Here is a 14,481-nt window from a genome sequence, read left to right on the forward strand (position 1 = left end):
CTCCAAAATGACTGGCGCGTACCGGAGAGTTGGTCCTACGAGGCGCACAGCAAGGAAGCTGGCCCCAGAGCCGAAGGAACGGTCATGACCTACACCTCCTCCGAACTGATCCAGCACGACTGGAAGACCAACCCGCGCTGGGCGAACGTCAAGCGTGACTACACCGCCCAGGACGTGCTCCGGCTGCGTGGCACCGTGCAGGAGGAGCACACGCTGGCCCGTCGCGGCGCCGAGCGGCTCTGGGACAAGATCCACACCGAGGACTACGTCAACTCCCTCGGCGCACTGACCGGCAACCAGGCCGTCCAGCAGGTCAAGGCCGGCCTGAAGGCCATCTACCTGTCCGGCTGGCAGGTCGCGGCCGACGCCAACCTGTCGGGCCACACCTACCCCGACCAGTCGCTGTACCCGGCCAACTCGGTCCCGCAGGTCGTGCGCCGGATCAACAACGCGCTGATGCGCGCCGACCAGATCGAGCACTCCGAGGGCATCCGCTCCGTCGAGGACTGGCTGGTCCCGATCGTGGCCGACGCCGAGGCCGGCTTCGGCGGCCCGCTGAACGCCTACGAACTGATGAAGTCGATGATCGTGGCGGGCGCCGCCGGCGTCCACTGGGAGGACCAGCTGGCCTCCGAGAAGAAGTGCGGCCACCTCGGTGGCAAGGTGCTGATCCCGACCAAGCAGCACGAGCGCACGCTCAACGCCGCACGCCTGGCCGCCGACGTCGCCGACGTCCCGTCGGTCATCATCGCCCGCACCGACGCCGAGGCCGCCACCCTGATCACCTCCGACGTCGACGAGCGCGACCAGGAGTTCCTCACCGGGGAGCGTACGAGCGAGGGCTTCTACAAGGTCCGCAACGGCATCGATGCCTGCATCGCCCGTGGCAACGCCTACGCCGAGTACGCGGACCTGCTGTGGATGGAGACCGGCACCCCCGACCTGGAGGCCGCCAAGAAGTTCGCCGAGGCGATCAAGGCCAAGCACCCCGACCAGTTGCTGGCCTACAACTGCTCCCCGTCGTTCAACTGGAAGAAGCACCTGGACGACGCCACGATCGCCAAGTTCCAGCGCGAGCTGGGCGCGATGGGCTTCAAGTTCCAGTTCATCACCCTGGCCGGCTTCCACGCCCTCAACTACTCGATGTTCGACCTGGCCGAGGGCTACGCCCGCGAGGGCATGACCGCCTACGTGAACCTGCAGGAGCGCGAGTTCGCTGCCGAGGAGCGCGGCTACACCGCGACCCGTCACCAGCGCGAGGTCGGCACCGGCTACTTCGACGACATCGCCACCGTGGTCAACCCGGAGAGCTCGACGACCGCTCTCAAGGATTCCACCGAGCACGCCCAGTTCTGATCCGACGACGTAACCCAGGCGAGGAGACCACCATGACGACATCGACAGCACTTCCGGCCATGTTCCGGATCGAGACCCACGAGCCGATCGGCAACCTGCTGGTCGACAGCCGCCTGGTGGAGTTCCTCGACCTGGAGGCACTCCCCCGCACCACTGTCGACCGGGAGCGGTTCTGGGACGGCTTCGTCCGGCTCTTCAACGAGTTCACCGGCCCCAACCGCGCCCTCCTGCAGGAGCGCGAGCGCCTGCAGGAGGCCATCGACGAGTACCACCGGGAGCACCCGGGCGTCCCCGAGCCGACGGCGTACCAGCAGTTCCTCCGCGACATCGGCTACCTGCGCCATGAGCCGATGGGGGTCCGGGCGCGGACCCGGAACGTGGACACCGAGATCGCCCAGATGGCCGGGCCGCAGCTGGTGGTGCCGATCACGAACCGCCGGTTCGCGATCAACGCCGCCAACGCCCGGTGGGGCTCGCTCTACGACGCGCTGTACGGGACGGACGCGATCAGCGAGGCGGACGGGGCCGAGCGTGGCCGTGGGTACAACCTGGTCCGGGGCGAGCGGGTCGTCGCCTGGGCACGCGAGTTCCTCGACCGGGCCGTGCCGCTCACCTCGGGCTCGCACGCCGACGTGGTGGAGTACCGCGCCGGCCGGCTGTTCCTGGCCAAGCTGGAGTCCGGCCGCGTCGTCGGCCTGGCCCAGGAGGACGCGTACGTCGGCTTCACCGGCACCGCCGAGGCCCCGACCGGGATCCTGCTGCGCAACCACGGGCTGCACATCGAGATCCGGATCAACCCCGACAGCTCGGTCGGTCGCGCCGACAAGGCATCGGTGAGCGACGTCGTCCTGGAGTCCGCGGTCACCGCGATCATGGACTTCGAGGACTCCGTGGCCGCGGTCGACGGACCCGACAAGGTCATCGGCTACCGCAACTGGCTGTCCCTCAACGACGGTAGCGCCGCCGAGGAGATGGAGAAGGGGGGACGGACGTTCACCCGTACGCTCGCCACGGACCGCAAGTTCACCACCCCGGACGGTTCCACGCTCCGGCTGCCTGGACGCTCGCTGATGCTGTGCCGCAACGTCGGCCACCTGATGGACACACCGGCGGTGCTCGACGAGAACGGCGACGAGCTGCCCGAGGGCATCCTGGACGCCCTGGTCACCGCCCTGTGCGCGCTGCCGGGCCTGGCCTGGGCCAATGAGCGGGCCAACTCGCGCACCGAGTCGATCTACATCGTCAAGCCCAAGCAGCACGGCCCCGAGGAGGTCGCGTTCACCTCGGAGCTCTTCGCCGCCGTCGAGGACGTCCTGGGCCTGAAGCGGCACACCATCAAGATGGGCATCATGGACGAGGAGCGCCGCACCACGGTGAACCTGATGGCCTGCATCGAACAAGCCGTCGACCGGATCATCTTCATCAACACCGGCTTCCTGGACCGCACCGGGGACGAGATCCACACGTCGATGGCCGCGGGCCCGATGATCCGCAAGGCGGAGATGAAGTCCGCCACCTGGATGAAGAACTACGAGGACTGGAACGTCGACATCGGGATGGCCTGCGGGCTGCCCGGTCGGGCACAGATCGGCAAGGGCATGTGGGCCATGACCGAGCTGATGGCGGACATGCTCGAGACGAAGGTCGCCCACCCCACGGCCGGGGCGAGCACCTCCTGGGTGCCCTCACCGACCGGCGCCACCCTGCATGCCACCCACTACCACGAGGTGGACGTGCGGGAGCGCCAGGCACAGATCATGTGGCAGGGACGCCGGGCCCACCTGGCCGGCCTGCTCGAGATCCCGCTGGCCACCGACCCGGACTGGACCGAGGAGGAACGGCGCAACGAGGTCGAGAACTCCTGCCAGTCCATCCTGGGCTACGTGGTCCGCTGGGTCGAACAGGGCGTGGGGTGCTCCAAGGTGCCGGACATCAACGACATCGCCCTGATGGAGGACCGCGCCACCTGCCGGATCAGCTCCCAGATGCTGGCCAACTGGATCCACCACGACGTGGTGTCGGCCGGGTTCGTCGTCGAGGCGCTGAAGCGGATGGCCGGGGTCGTCGACCAGCAGAACGCCGGCGATCCGGACTACCTGCCGATGACACCCACCACGCCCGAAGGATCGTACGAGGACTCGATCGCCTGGTGCGCCGCCCGTGACCTGGTGCTCCAGGGCACCACGTCACCGTCGGGCTACACCGAACCGATCCTCCACGCGCGACGTCGGGAGTTCAAGGACCGCCACGGCATCAGCTGACCCCACCGTGGTGCACCACGCGTGAGCCCCACCGGCCCCCGGCCGGTGGGGCTCATGTCCGTCCGGAAGGACGCCCCGGCTGATCCCCCGGACCGTCCGGGCAGTACCTTCGAGGCAGCAGTTCGAGGCAGGTGTGGGATGACGGCGAGGTCATCGCACCCGGGCCCGGTCAGGGGGAATGAGCATGCCACTGTCGCGCCGTGAGGTGCTCGGTGCCGGGGCCGGCATGGCAGCCGCCCTGGCTGTCTCCAGCACCACCGACACCATGGCAGCGGTGCCCGTCCGCCGGGTCCGGGCCCCCGATCAGGCACCCGGACTGCCGCCGCTGCGGCATCCGGACTCCCTGCCGGCGCTGATGCGCAGGACGTTCGCCAGCACGGCCCCCGACCGGCGCAAGCAACTGGCGGCCACCGACCGGTGGCGCAAGTACCTGGTGATGTACCCGAGCGCCGACCTGCACATCTCCGGAGTGCTCTACGTGCCCCGCGGCACCGGCCCGTTCCCCGCGGTCGTGCTCGCCCACGGCTACTCGGTGCCGGCCCAGTACGTCAGCGGCCTGGGCATGGAGCGCGAACAGCGCTACCTGGCCGACCGGGGCTTCGTCGTGCTGCAGACCGACTACCGCGGCCACGGCGCCTCCTCCAGCACCGACGAGCTGCAGCTGGAACTGCGCCTTGGCTTCGCCGAGGACACCCTGAACGCGGCCCAGGCGCTCAAGCAGATGCCCGAGGTGGACCCCGGCAAGGTGGCGCTGTTCGGGCTGTCGCTGGGGGGAGGAGTGGCAACCAACGCGCTGGTGGCCGGGCCAGGTATCGTCCGGGCGGGGGTGACCTGGGCGGCGGTGAGCTCGAGCTTCGTCGACAACTACCGCAGCCTGCTCGCCCGCCGGCTCCCCGGCCGGGTCGAGGCGATCCGCCGGCGCTACGGTCCGCCCACCGAGGCCAGCACCTTCTATCCCGACCTGTCCTCGCGCACCTTCTTCGACCGGATCAGCGAACCGGTACTGCTCGACCACGGCACCGCCGACCCGATCTGCCCGGTCGGTTGGTCCCGGGCCACCGCCGCGCACATGGAGCAGGCCGGCGTGGACGTACGCCTGCGGCTGCGCCGCGGCGAGCCGCACATCTACTCGCGGCGCTGGCAGGCCGCGATGGACGACACGTACGCGTTCCTGCGCGAACGCCTCGAGTCGTAGGGGCGGGAATCAGGAGCTCTCGTGCTGCTCGAGCCCGGCCGCGTCGGGCAGCTCGCGGCTCGCCCGCCGGAGCCGCTCGGAACCGGTCCGGCCTGCTCGTCCAGCAGTTCGCCGAGGGCCGCCACGAGGCGTTCAGCCTCTGCTGGGTCGCCTCGAGTGGCACGCGATCCTGGGGATCGGCTCGGTCTGCGATGCCCTAGGTTGGCCGGGTGAGTTACGACGTCGACGCCGTCCGCCAGCACTTCCCGGCCCTGCGCAGCGGGACCGCGCACTTCGATGGGCCCGGGGGCTCCCAGACCCCGGCCGTGGTGGCCGAGGCGGTGGCCCGTACGTTGACCTCCTCGATCGCCAACCGCGGCACCGTCACTGCCGCCGAGCGGCTCGCCGAGCAGACGGTGGTGGCAGCCCGGGCGGCGATGGGCGACCTGCTCGGGACCGACCCCGACACCGTCATCTTCGGGCGCAGCATGACCGCCAACACCATGGAGCTGGCCCGGACGCTGGCGCGCTGCCACGGCTGGGGCCCGGCTGACGAGGTCGTGGTCAGCTCCCTGGACCACGACGCGAACATCCGGCCGTGGGTCCTTGCCGCCGAGGCCGTCGGCGCTACCGTGCGCTGGGCGCACGTCGACCCCGACACCGCCGAATTGCCGCTCGACGCCGTGACCGAGGTGCTCTCGGAGCGGACCCGGCTGGTCGCCGTGACCGCTGCCAGCAACCTGGTCGGGACCAGGCCCGACCTGCACGGGATCATCGCTGCCGCCCATGCGGCGGGGGCACTGGTCCACGTCGATGCGGTCCACCTCGCCGCGCATGCCTCCGTCGACCGCGAGCAGCTCGGGGCGGACCTGGTCTCGTGCTCCCCGTACAAGTTCTTCGGGCCCCACCTGGGCGTCACCGCCGGTCGGGCCGAGCTGCTCGAGCAGCTGCGGCCCGACAAGCTGCTGCCCTCGACCGACCGGGTGCCCGAGCGCTTCGAGCTCGGCACGCTGCCGTACGAACTGCTCGCCGGCACGACCGCGGCCGTGGATTTCCTCGCCGGTCTCGCCGGTGTCGCCGGAATGGCCGAGCCGGCCGACGCTGCCGGGAACAGGGCTACGGGGCCACTCCCCCGCCGCCGGCGACTCCTCGCCTCGTACGCGGCGATCGAGGAGCACGAGGACCGGCTGCGCGCGCAGGCCGAGGCCGGTCTGCGCGGGATCGATGGGATCACCGTCCACTCCCGCGCCGTCCGTCGTACGCCGACACTGCTGTTCACCCTGGACGGCGTCGACCCCCAGGTGGTCTACCGACTGCTCGCAACCCGCGGCATCAATGCGCCGGCCTCGCACTTCTACGCCTGGGAATGCTCCCACCGGCTGGGGCTGGGCGCCGCTGGAGGCGTTCGGGTGGGGATGGCGCCGTACACGACCGCCGAGGAGGTCGACCGGCTGCTCGAGGGCGTCGCCGAGGTCGCCGCAGCGCGCTGGGTGGCCCGAGACGGTGGCCGCAGGACCGCTGGACGGACCGCGCCTCGGCACGCACTTGATTTTGTTTTACGCAAGACATAAAGTTGGGGTTGTCAGGGGGACCGGCCCCGGACAGGACGAAGGAGAAACACATGATGGAGCGCAACGAGAACAACAGGACCATCGCCCAGATCTGGCTCGAGGGTTTCCGCCAGACCGCCGCCCAGCAGGCGCAGGCCGAGGAATGCGGCCTGCGCTTCTGAGCCAGGCACCCACGGACACCGTCGTCCGGGGACCACACCAACTGCGGGCTGGAGACCATAGGTCCCCGGCCCTTCTTGTTTTCCTCCCGTTGTTCCCCGTCCCGGCCCGAGGCGCCGCCCGCATGGTCAGTGGTGGCCGGTGGTCACCGGTGGTCAGTGGTGGCCGGCCAGCACCATCCGGGTCAGCCGGAGCGCGAAGACCACCAGTCGAACGAGTTGCCTGGCGGGATTGGCGCGGGCCGCGAGTTCCCGCGACGACGGGATGCGCGCCGCCGACAGGTCGAGCCACGGCTGCTGGGCATCGCCCTTGTCCGCGTTGGTGGTGTAGAGGGCCTTGTTCGTCATGATCATCACTCCGGAATCAGGTGCCAGCCGGGCCGGCCCTTGGCCTTGTGCAGGAACAGGTGGTGGAGCAGCAGCTTCATCCAGTGCCCGGACAGCCCGATCTCACCGCGGGTGTCCCCCGTGTCCCGGCCGGTCGGGTAGGTCAGGGGGTCCGGAACCACGGGCATCACCGAGATCAACGCCGCCGATCCGGTCCGCAGATCAGCTCCGGCCGAGGCCACGCAGGCAGCGCCCATCTTGTACATCGGCGCACTGCTCAGCGGTGCGGCCGGCCCCTTCTCGATCCGGTCGCGGATCGACATCGCGACGGTCTTGGCGATCACGCCCGAGGGCATCCCGGTGCGCGGGGGCGCCGGCGTGATGACCGTCCCGTTCGGGGACTTCCTGGGCCGGGAGATCTGGTGCGGCGGCGCGAACGCGATGCCGGCGGCGAAGATGTTGTCGTGGCCGGGAACGGCGTACGTCTGCGGCCAATCAGCCGGCTTCCAGTCCTCGTACGGCTTGGGGGTGTAGTCGCCGTCGACCTTCATCAGGCCGTTGGGGGCGAAGATCTCGCCGGTGATGTCGGCGCCGTCCCGGGCGTACGCCTTCATCGGCTGGCCCGCGAACGGCGGGATGAGCATGGCGAAGTCGTAACCCAGGGCGTGGGTGGTCCCGTCGAGGGTCTCGTAGTGGATCAGCCCCTCCTCGATCCGGTTCACGTGGGCCCCGACGATGGCATCGATCCCACGCTCGCGGTAGAGCGACTCGGCCCACTCCTGGCTGGTGACCAGCTTCCCCTTCGTCGGCTCGAAGACCATCCCACCCATGCCGAAGTCGCCCAGGGCCGCCTCATTGGACAGGTAGACCAGCCGGCACCTGCCGCGGACCCCGGCGTCACGCAGTTCGTGGTCGACGTTGAACAGGTACTCGAACGCGGCACCCTGACAGGTCGCCGTGCCGTGGCCGGTCCCGATCACCAGCGTCTGGGGCACGTCGGCCTTCAGCGCCTCGATCTTCTCCGCCAGCACCTTCGCGGCATGGACCGCATGGTCGGCCGTACAGACCGAGACGGTGTAGCCCTCATCGGGTCCCAGCCCGGGCGTCGCACCGAAATTGAGCCGGGGGCCGGTCGCATTGACCAGGAAGTCGAACCGGATCCGCTCCTCCTGGCCGTCCTTTCCCTGGCCGGTGTAGACGATGTCCACCGCGCCACGTCCGTCCTCGGCGTCGCCGTCCGGACGGATGGCCACGGCCTTCGCCTGCTTGTAGGCGATCCCACGCTTGGCGTAGACGGGGGCCAGCGGGAAGGTGACCTGCCTGGGGGTCATCCTGCCGACCCCGACCCAGATGTTGGACGGGATCCAGTTCCAGCGTGCATTCGGTGTCACCACCGTGACGGTGTGCTCGTTGCCGAGCCACCGGGACAAATGGAGTGCCGCCGTGTGCCCGGCGACCCCTCCCCCGAGAATGACGACGTCGGCCATGACTACCCCTTCATGCCGCTGTCCCTCGCGTGCGCGACGCGCACGACCGGTCGATGAGCCCGACGCCACGTACGCGAACCCGGACGTGGACGGCAGCTCACCTCGGATGGGCCGGACACAAGGACCCGGACCCCACCATCGCCGGCCCTTCCCCTGGACGAGTCGGACGTCACGCGGGCACCGATCAGGATGCCCTGTCTCCATGTCACCACGCCGGACCGGTCCTGACCGGAGCCGTGACGGATCTCACGGCTTCCACGGCGAGCCGCCGTGCACTGCTCCGGCGCAGGGACGGCCATCGCAACGATCATCCCGGCGATGCCGAGTCCGATGATGGCGTCGGACTGCTGGAAGCCGATGACAGCAGCACCGCGGTGAGCACGTCGACGACGTGATGGGTTCCGGACTCGGCCCGCACCGGATCAGAGGTGCTCATGTCGCCACCTCCCCCGAGATGGGGGTCGCAGAAGCTTCCTACTCCTGATGGTAGATGGCGATCGCCGGGTCCGCGGGCTACTCGGGCGCGAGGCCGATCACGGCCTCAGAACCGGAAATGGATCGGGATCGGACCGCAGCAGCAGACCCCCTGCACGTGTGAGGGCAGCAACATCGAGGCCAGGGCGCAGGCGGCGAAGCGACGCATCACCGGCAGGCTTCCGCGCACCAATCCCCGCTCGGCGATGATCGTCCGGACGGCGGCCGAGCAGCTCTGGCCCCCGTTCGCGACGAGGTGGGCGCAGTTCCAGCCCTTCCGGGGCGACAGGCGTCGCTGGTACCAGGCGATGGCCCGGTCGACGGCACGGCACGGTAGGTCCTTCATGCCGACAAGCTTGGCACGCATCGGGGCGCCTGTCGCGGGTCTGCGACGCCCCGCCTCAGCGGCACACGGGGCCACCTCCGTGCCGGGCCGGTCACCCGGGCGGCTTACCTGGCGTGGTGATGGGCGCCCTGGTGCTGCTGGGCTGATCCGCGGGTGGGGCACCGGTTCCGGTCCCCCGCCCGCGGCTCGAACGACCAGACTCACCCGCAGGGACCCGGCTCACCCGTACGACCCCGGCAGGCTGCGGTCAGGCGATCAGCGCCGCCCCGTAGCGGACGACGATGAAGACCAGCAGGCCGAGCAGCCACAAGCCGACGATGATTCGGTCCAGGCCCCAGCGCACCCCGGTGAGCAGCACCGCGTGTGTCCGGGGCGGCAGGAACAGGTTGTTGTGCACGATGTTGAACCTGGTCAGCGAGGCGAACACCCCTGTCGTCGACAGCGTGACGAGCAGGCACCAGGGACACAGGGCCCCGATCCGGAACACCGCCTCGAAGAACAGCCAGTAGGCGAACAGGAAGCCGAGCAGGTAGACGACCTGCGCGGCGAGCATGAACCCCCGCGGGAACCGGACGCCGGCCAGGCCTGCGACGGCCAGGGTGATCACCACCGGCTCGGCGACCAGGCCCAGGAAGGCGTTCGGGAACCCGAACACGCTCGCCTGCCAGGACGTGCCCACCGTGCCGCAGCTGATGGTCGCGTTGATGTTGCAGGACAGCGCCGCCGTCGGGTCGGCGGCCAGCTTCACCGCGTCGACGGAGAGCACGAACGAGGCCAGCAGGCTCAGTGCTGCCGAGACGAGCATCGTCGCGAACAGCACCCGATCGGCGCGATCCTGCCCGGAAGTGATATCCGCGGTTTCCCGCTCGGCGGTGGCGAGGTCACTCATCGGCGGCGGCATCGATCGCGGCCTTCAGCGGGCCCGGCGTGTAGAGGTCGCCGTCGTACGTCTGCCCGTTGATCTTCACGGTCGGGGTGCCGGTGATGCCGGCGGCGAAGTCGGCCTTGGTGCCGTTCCTGAGCCACTGCTCGTACGTCCGGTCGGCGAAGGTGTCGACGACGGTCTGGTCAACGCCGACACCGAGGGCGATCTGGGCGATCTGCCCGTCGGTCAGGCCGGCGGTACCCTCGGCCGGCTGGTTGGCGTAGAGCGCGGCATTGAGGGCCAGGGTGTGCTCCGGGTCGGCCTTGGCCGCGGTGACGAAGGCGTTGGCGGAGCGGGTGGAGTACTCCGAGCCCTGCGAGGTCGAGTCGAGGAAGGACATCGGATGGAAGGTCAGGTGGACGGTGCCGTCCTCGACCAGCTGGGCGAGCTGTCCCCCGTTGGCGTTCTCGAAGCGGCCGCAGTACGGGCACATGAAGTCCTGGTAGACCTCGACGCTCACCGGCGCCGTGGCCTGGCCGACCTCGATGGTGTAGGCGTCCTCGCCGGAGGCCGCGTCGGCCGAGGGACGGGAGGCGACGTAGGACTTGCCGACCCAGGCGCCGGCGAAGACCACAGCGGCCACGATGGCAAGGGTCAGGGTGAGTCCGACGCGACGGCGGATCCTCCGGTCGCGCTCGGCCTGGGCGGCCTGGGCCGCCAGTTGCTGGCGGCGGCTGCCGCTGGGATGGGGGTGGGAGGACGACTTGTCGGATGGCGTGTTCTTGGCCATGGTGGTGGGCTCTCTCGTTGGGCGTACGTCGTGGGCGGCCGGGAGCCGGCCGCTGGTTGACACGGCGCGGGCATGGCCCGGCGCCGGGGGATGCTCACCCACGCCACGCGGCACTGGTAGTGCGTGCTGGCGGGGGCTACCCGTGAACGAGGAGGAGCGGCGGTCCGCGCCGCTGCGCGTCGCGCTGGACGATGATCGAGCGCAGGTCCGGGAGGCGGAAGTTGGCCGGCCGCTCCGGACGCCGGAGGGGCACGTGGCCTGGTCCGAACCTGGGCAGGGGAAGGCGCCCGACGAACCAGTCCCGGACCCGGCGCAGCAGCCGGTGCAGGGCCAGCCCGAGTCCCGTGGTGCCCAGCAGGCTGGCCGATCCCAGCAGCAGGCTGCCCAGGCACAGGCTCCAGGCGAGCGGGCCCGCCTGGATCACCGCGACCCCCAGGTCGTGGAGGTTGAGGCCGCAGACGGGTGACTCGACCATGATGCTGACGTCGATGCCGAGGACCGACAGGCCCGGCGGCAGGGAGGGGCAGGCGGCCGCTTCCCACCCGTGCGCCCCGGACAGGCCGAGCAGCAGGAGGATCCCGGTCACGATCAGGGGCTGGGGCGTGAGGAGCCCGCGCCGGCCGACAGGCGGGGGCTTCATCGCCGCGGGCTTCGGCCGGCGACCGTACCTGGTGGCATCCCGCGGCGCAGCGTCGCGGATGTCATCGTCACGCATCGATGTTATCGGGCCCCTCGACCGGCATCAAACGCCCGCACCTGGCCGCATGTGCGACGCTGGCCCCAGGAGGTGCACCGTGCCCGGAGTCGTCGACCGCGTCCTGCTGGCCGTTGAGCAGATCCCGGCCGGCAGCGTCGCCTCGTACGGGACGATCGGCCGGATCGCGGGCGCCGGCCCCCGGCAGGTCGGCACCATCATGCGGTTGTACGGCGCCGACGTCTGCTGGTGGCGTGTCACCGACCGCGAGGGCGACCTGGTGCCGCTGGAGAAGGCCCGGACGCACTGGGCCGCCGAGGGCATCGTGGTCAAGCCGAACGGGCGCGGCTGCCGGATGCCGGACTTCGCCGCGGACCCGATCCAGCTGGCCGGCGACTACCAGGAGGCCTGCCGCGAACGCGGCTGGGATCCCGACCGCTGACCGGGCACGCGCCGACCGGTCGACGTACGGTCCGGAGCTGCTCAGTGGCGCGCGAGCACGCGCATCGGCAGGCCACCCACCGGCACCAGCACCCCTTCCATGGCCCACCGCGGCGGGCCGCCGACCAGCGCAGGCGCGAAACGCCGGGCCAGGACCGCCAGGAGCAGGTGGGACTCCAGTAGCGCGAAGTGGTTGCCGATGCAGACCCGCTCCCCGGTCGCGAACGGGTGGTATGCCTGCGGGTGGCGGGCCGCCTCCGCCGCGGGCGTGAACCGATCGGGGTCGAAGCGCTCCGGGTCCTCCCAGAAGTCGGGGTGGCGATGGGTGTAGTAGGGCGACAGCATGACCGGGGTACCCTCGGCCACCTCGTAGCCACCCACCCGGGCCGGCCCGACGGCGTCACGGACGTAGAACGGCGCTGCCGGGTAGAGCCGCAGCACCTCCTTGATGACCTGCAGGGTGTAGGGCAGCCGGCGCAGGTCCTCGACCGTCGGTGGCCGGTCACCCAGGACGTCGTCCAATTCGGCGTGCAGCCTGGCCGCCACCTCGGGATTGGCCGCCAGGGCCGCCCACGTGGCCGCGAGCGTACGGGCAGTGGTCTCGTGGCCGGCGAAGAACACCGTGATCGACTCGTCGCGCAACAGCTTGGCCGACATCGGCCGGCCCTCGTCGTCGCGGGCGGCCATCAGCCGGTCCAGGAGGTCCGGCACGTGCGGCGAGCCCGTCGGTACGGTCACGTCCGGCGTCGGCACCGCCTGACGCTGCGCGATGATCCCCTCGAGGTAGCCGTGCACCTCGTCGCGGGCGACCCGATAGGCGCGGCCGGCCGGGGTCGGCACCCAGTCGGGCAGGTGCGGGCCCATCCGCCGGGTGGTGTAGCGGATCATCGTCTCGACGTGCTGCTTCAGCCGGCCGATATCGGCGGCCGCGGCGGTCCCGAACATGGTCCGGACGATGATGGAGGCGGTGAGCTCCATCATCTCCGCGCCCATCTCGACAACCTCGCCCGAGGCTGCGAGCCCGTCCCAGCGTTCCTCGAGCCGGTGTGCGTCCTCGAGGAAGGTCTGCGCGTAGTGCTGGATCCCTCGTGGGGTGAACAGTGGCGCCATCAGCTTGCGCTGGCGCCGCCACAGCTCCCCCGTGCTCGCGACGAGGCCGTCCCCGACCAGGTACTTGCGGGCGCCGTCGTAGCTCCTGCGCTTGTCGAAGCTGCGACGCTGGGTCAGGCTGACCTCCCGTACGTCGTCGGGGTGGATGGCCATCACCAAGGAGCCGATACCGAGCCTGAGCTCGAAGGTGTCGCCGTGCTCGCGCCACATCCGGCCGGTCTGGCCGAGGAACCCGTGGCGGGCGATGCCGGCCAGCGAGAGCACCGGGTTCGGGCCGGGCGGGGCGGCTGCTGGCGTCATCGTCATGCCATCAGCGTACGGGCGGGGCCCGAATCGCCGGCTGCTGCCGGATCCGCTCTCCGTCACCTCCGCGGAGGGAGGCGTACGGCCGGCCGTCCGGACTCAGGCGTCGTCGTGCGGCCGCCGCCCGAGGATCCGCAGGGTCCTCGGATCCGGATCCCCGTGGAAGTAGCGTTCCAGGACCAGCCGGAACACCGGGGTGCCCGGGCTCGCCGCCTCGAACAGGGTCATCGACGAGCGCAGCTTCACGGCATCGATGTGCCCGAGGAGGTGCTCGGCGGTGGTCGCCGGCCCGTCCGCCACCGCTCGGGAGGCCTCGACGAGCCGCTGCTCCAGGAGCGGGTGCTGCAGGTAGGCGTGGGCCTCCTCCATCCCGGAGATCGCATAGTGCACCGCCGTCGAGCTGTGGCCCAGGCCGGCGACCTGCGGGAACACGAACCACATCCAGTGGCTCGTCTTGCGCCCCTGGCGCAGCTCGGCGAGGGCCTGTTCGTACACGCCATTCGCCTGGGCGCGGACGAACCGCTCCAGGTCGTACGGATCGGTGGCAGCCATGGACCAATTCTGCCCTCCGCCGACGATCTCGTCAGGAGCCGGACGTGCAGCGCCGCGGCAGTGTCCGGTCGCGACCCCGGTCGTCGTATCGTGCAGGGGCCGGCTCCGCCACGGACAGACCCGTGCGGACCCTGCCATCCATTGCCCACCACCTCACCGAAGGACCAGACCATGCCGCTCGTACGGATCGACCTGCCCGCAGCCACCCCCGCCTCCGATCGGGAGGCGATCGCCGCCGTGATCTACGACGCCCTCGTCACCGTCGCCGCCGTCCCAGCGAACGACAGGTTCATGGTCATCTCCGAGCACGAGCCCAGCCACCTCGTGCTGGACCCGACCTACCTCGTCGAGCGGACCGACCGGGCGCTCATCATCCAGATCACCCTCAACGCCGGACGTACGGTCGAGGTGAAGAAGAACCTGTACCGCGCCATCGCCGACGGCCTGCACGAGGCGATCGGGATGCGTACCGAGGACGTCCTGGTCAACCTGGTCGAGGTGCCCAAGGAGAACTGGTCCTTCGGCGGCGGGGTCGCCCAGTACGCCGACTGACTGCCAACCGACCTCCAGCA

Annotated in this window: 15 protein-coding genes; 7 read left to right on the forward strand and 8 right to left on the reverse strand. The window is 70.4% G+C overall.

Features of this window, described 5'->3' with window-relative positions; genetic code table 11:
- Window positions 1-84: 84 nt before the first annotated feature.
- The 4 genes from aceA (at window position 85) to GA0111570_RS13550 (ending at window position 6,362) form a co-directional block, all read left to right on the forward strand.
- A complete protein-coding gene (gene aceA / locus GA0111570_RS13535; RefSeq protein ID WP_092612338.1) occupies window positions 85-1,356 on the forward strand; it encodes an isocitrate lyase in 1,272 nt (423 codons plus the stop codon).
- Between the two features lie 32 nt (window positions 1,357-1,388).
- Window positions 1,389-3,617: a malate synthase G gene (locus GA0111570_RS13540; protein WP_217634177.1), complete on the forward strand. Its 2,229-nt coding sequence runs from the start codon at window positions 1,389-1,391 to the stop codon at window positions 3,615-3,617.
- 178 nt (window positions 3,618-3,795) lie between these two features.
- Entirely contained in the window at window positions 3,796-4,812 is a 1,017-nt protein-coding gene (locus tag GA0111570_RS13545; protein ID WP_092612344.1) for an alpha/beta hydrolase family protein, read from the forward strand.
- A gap of 209 nt (window positions 4,813-5,021) precedes the next feature.
- Window positions 5,022-6,362: a cysteine desulfurase-like protein gene (locus GA0111570_RS13550; protein WP_092612347.1), complete on the forward strand. Its 1,341-nt coding sequence runs from the start codon at window positions 5,022-5,024 to the stop codon at window positions 6,360-6,362.
- A 314-nt stretch (window positions 6,363-6,676) separates the two neighbouring features.
- Here GA0111570_RS13550 and GA0111570_RS13555 read toward each other — a convergent pair whose 3' ends face one another.
- On the reverse strand, window positions 6,677-6,874 hold the full coding sequence (locus GA0111570_RS13555; RefSeq protein ID WP_092612350.1) for a hypothetical protein: 198 nt from the start codon (window positions 6,872-6,874) through the stop codon (window positions 6,677-6,679).
- Entirely contained in the window at window positions 6,874-8,334 is a 1,461-nt protein-coding gene (locus tag GA0111570_RS13560; RefSeq protein WP_092612353.1) for an NAD(P)/FAD-dependent oxidoreductase, read from the reverse strand. Before GA0111570_RS13560 ends, GA0111570_RS13555 begins: the two co-directional genes overlap by 1 nt.
- A 236-nt stretch (window positions 8,335-8,570) precedes the next feature.
- Here GA0111570_RS13560 and GA0111570_RS17730 point away from each other — a divergent pair, with 236 nt between their 5' ends.
- Window positions 8,571-8,729, forward strand: a complete 159-nt coding sequence (locus GA0111570_RS17730; protein ID WP_175557498.1) for a hypothetical protein — start codon at window positions 8,571-8,573, stop codon at window positions 8,727-8,729.
- A gap of 146 nt (window positions 8,730-8,875) precedes the next feature.
- Here the strand turns inward: GA0111570_RS17730 and yidD are convergent, their stop codons facing one another.
- From yidD to GA0111570_RS13580, 4 genes are all read right to left on the reverse strand, one after another.
- Entirely contained in the window at window positions 8,876-9,154 is a 279-nt protein-coding gene (yidD, locus tag GA0111570_RS13565) for a membrane protein insertion efficiency factor YidD (protein ID WP_092612563.1), read from the reverse strand.
- Window positions 9,155-9,401: 247 nt separating this feature from the next.
- The gene (locus GA0111570_RS13570) at window positions 9,402-10,043 is read right to left on the reverse strand and encodes a vitamin K epoxide reductase family protein (RefSeq protein ID WP_092612356.1); all 642 of its coding nucleotides are present in this window, start codon (window positions 10,041-10,043) and stop codon (window positions 9,402-9,404) included.
- On the reverse strand, window positions 10,036-10,809 hold the full coding sequence (locus GA0111570_RS13575) for a DsbA family protein (protein ID WP_092612359.1): 774 nt from the start codon (window positions 10,807-10,809) through the stop codon (window positions 10,036-10,038). Before GA0111570_RS13575 ends, GA0111570_RS13570 begins: the two co-directional genes overlap by 8 nt.
- Before the next feature lie 136 nt (window positions 10,810-10,945).
- A complete protein-coding gene (locus GA0111570_RS13580) occupies window positions 10,946-11,449 on the reverse strand; it encodes a hypothetical protein (protein WP_139283253.1) in 504 nt (167 codons plus the stop codon).
- 154 nt (window positions 11,450-11,603) lie between these two features.
- On the opposite strand from GA0111570_RS13580, the gene GA0111570_RS13585 reads away from it, so the two are divergent.
- Window positions 11,604-11,945, forward strand: a complete 342-nt coding sequence (locus GA0111570_RS13585; RefSeq protein ID WP_245703215.1) for an MGMT family protein — start codon at window positions 11,604-11,606, stop codon at window positions 11,943-11,945.
- A 41-nt stretch (window positions 11,946-11,986) separates the two neighbouring features.
- Here the strand turns inward: GA0111570_RS13585 and GA0111570_RS13590 are convergent, their stop codons facing one another.
- Together GA0111570_RS13590 and GA0111570_RS13595 are read right to left on the reverse strand one after the other, a co-directional pair.
- Complete coding sequence (locus GA0111570_RS13590; RefSeq protein ID WP_092612367.1) at window positions 11,987-13,360, reverse strand: cytochrome P450; 1,374 nt, start codon at window positions 13,358-13,360, stop codon at window positions 11,987-11,989.
- Window positions 13,361-13,456: 96 nt separating this feature from the next.
- On the reverse strand, window positions 13,457-13,909 hold the full coding sequence (locus GA0111570_RS13595) for a DUF1810 domain-containing protein (RefSeq protein ID WP_092612370.1): 453 nt from the start codon (window positions 13,907-13,909) through the stop codon (window positions 13,457-13,459).
- A 171-nt stretch (window positions 13,910-14,080) separates the two neighbouring features.
- Between GA0111570_RS13595 and GA0111570_RS13600 the strand changes: the two genes are divergently transcribed.
- A complete protein-coding gene (locus tag GA0111570_RS13600; protein WP_092612373.1) occupies window positions 14,081-14,461 on the forward strand; it encodes a tautomerase family protein in 381 nt (126 codons plus the stop codon).
- Window positions 14,462-14,481 lie beyond the last annotated feature (20 nt).

The organism is Raineyella antarctica (assembly GCF_900092135.1).
GTDB classification, from domain to species: Bacteria; Actinomycetota; Actinomycetes; order Propionibacteriales; family Propionibacteriaceae; genus Raineyella; species Raineyella antarctica.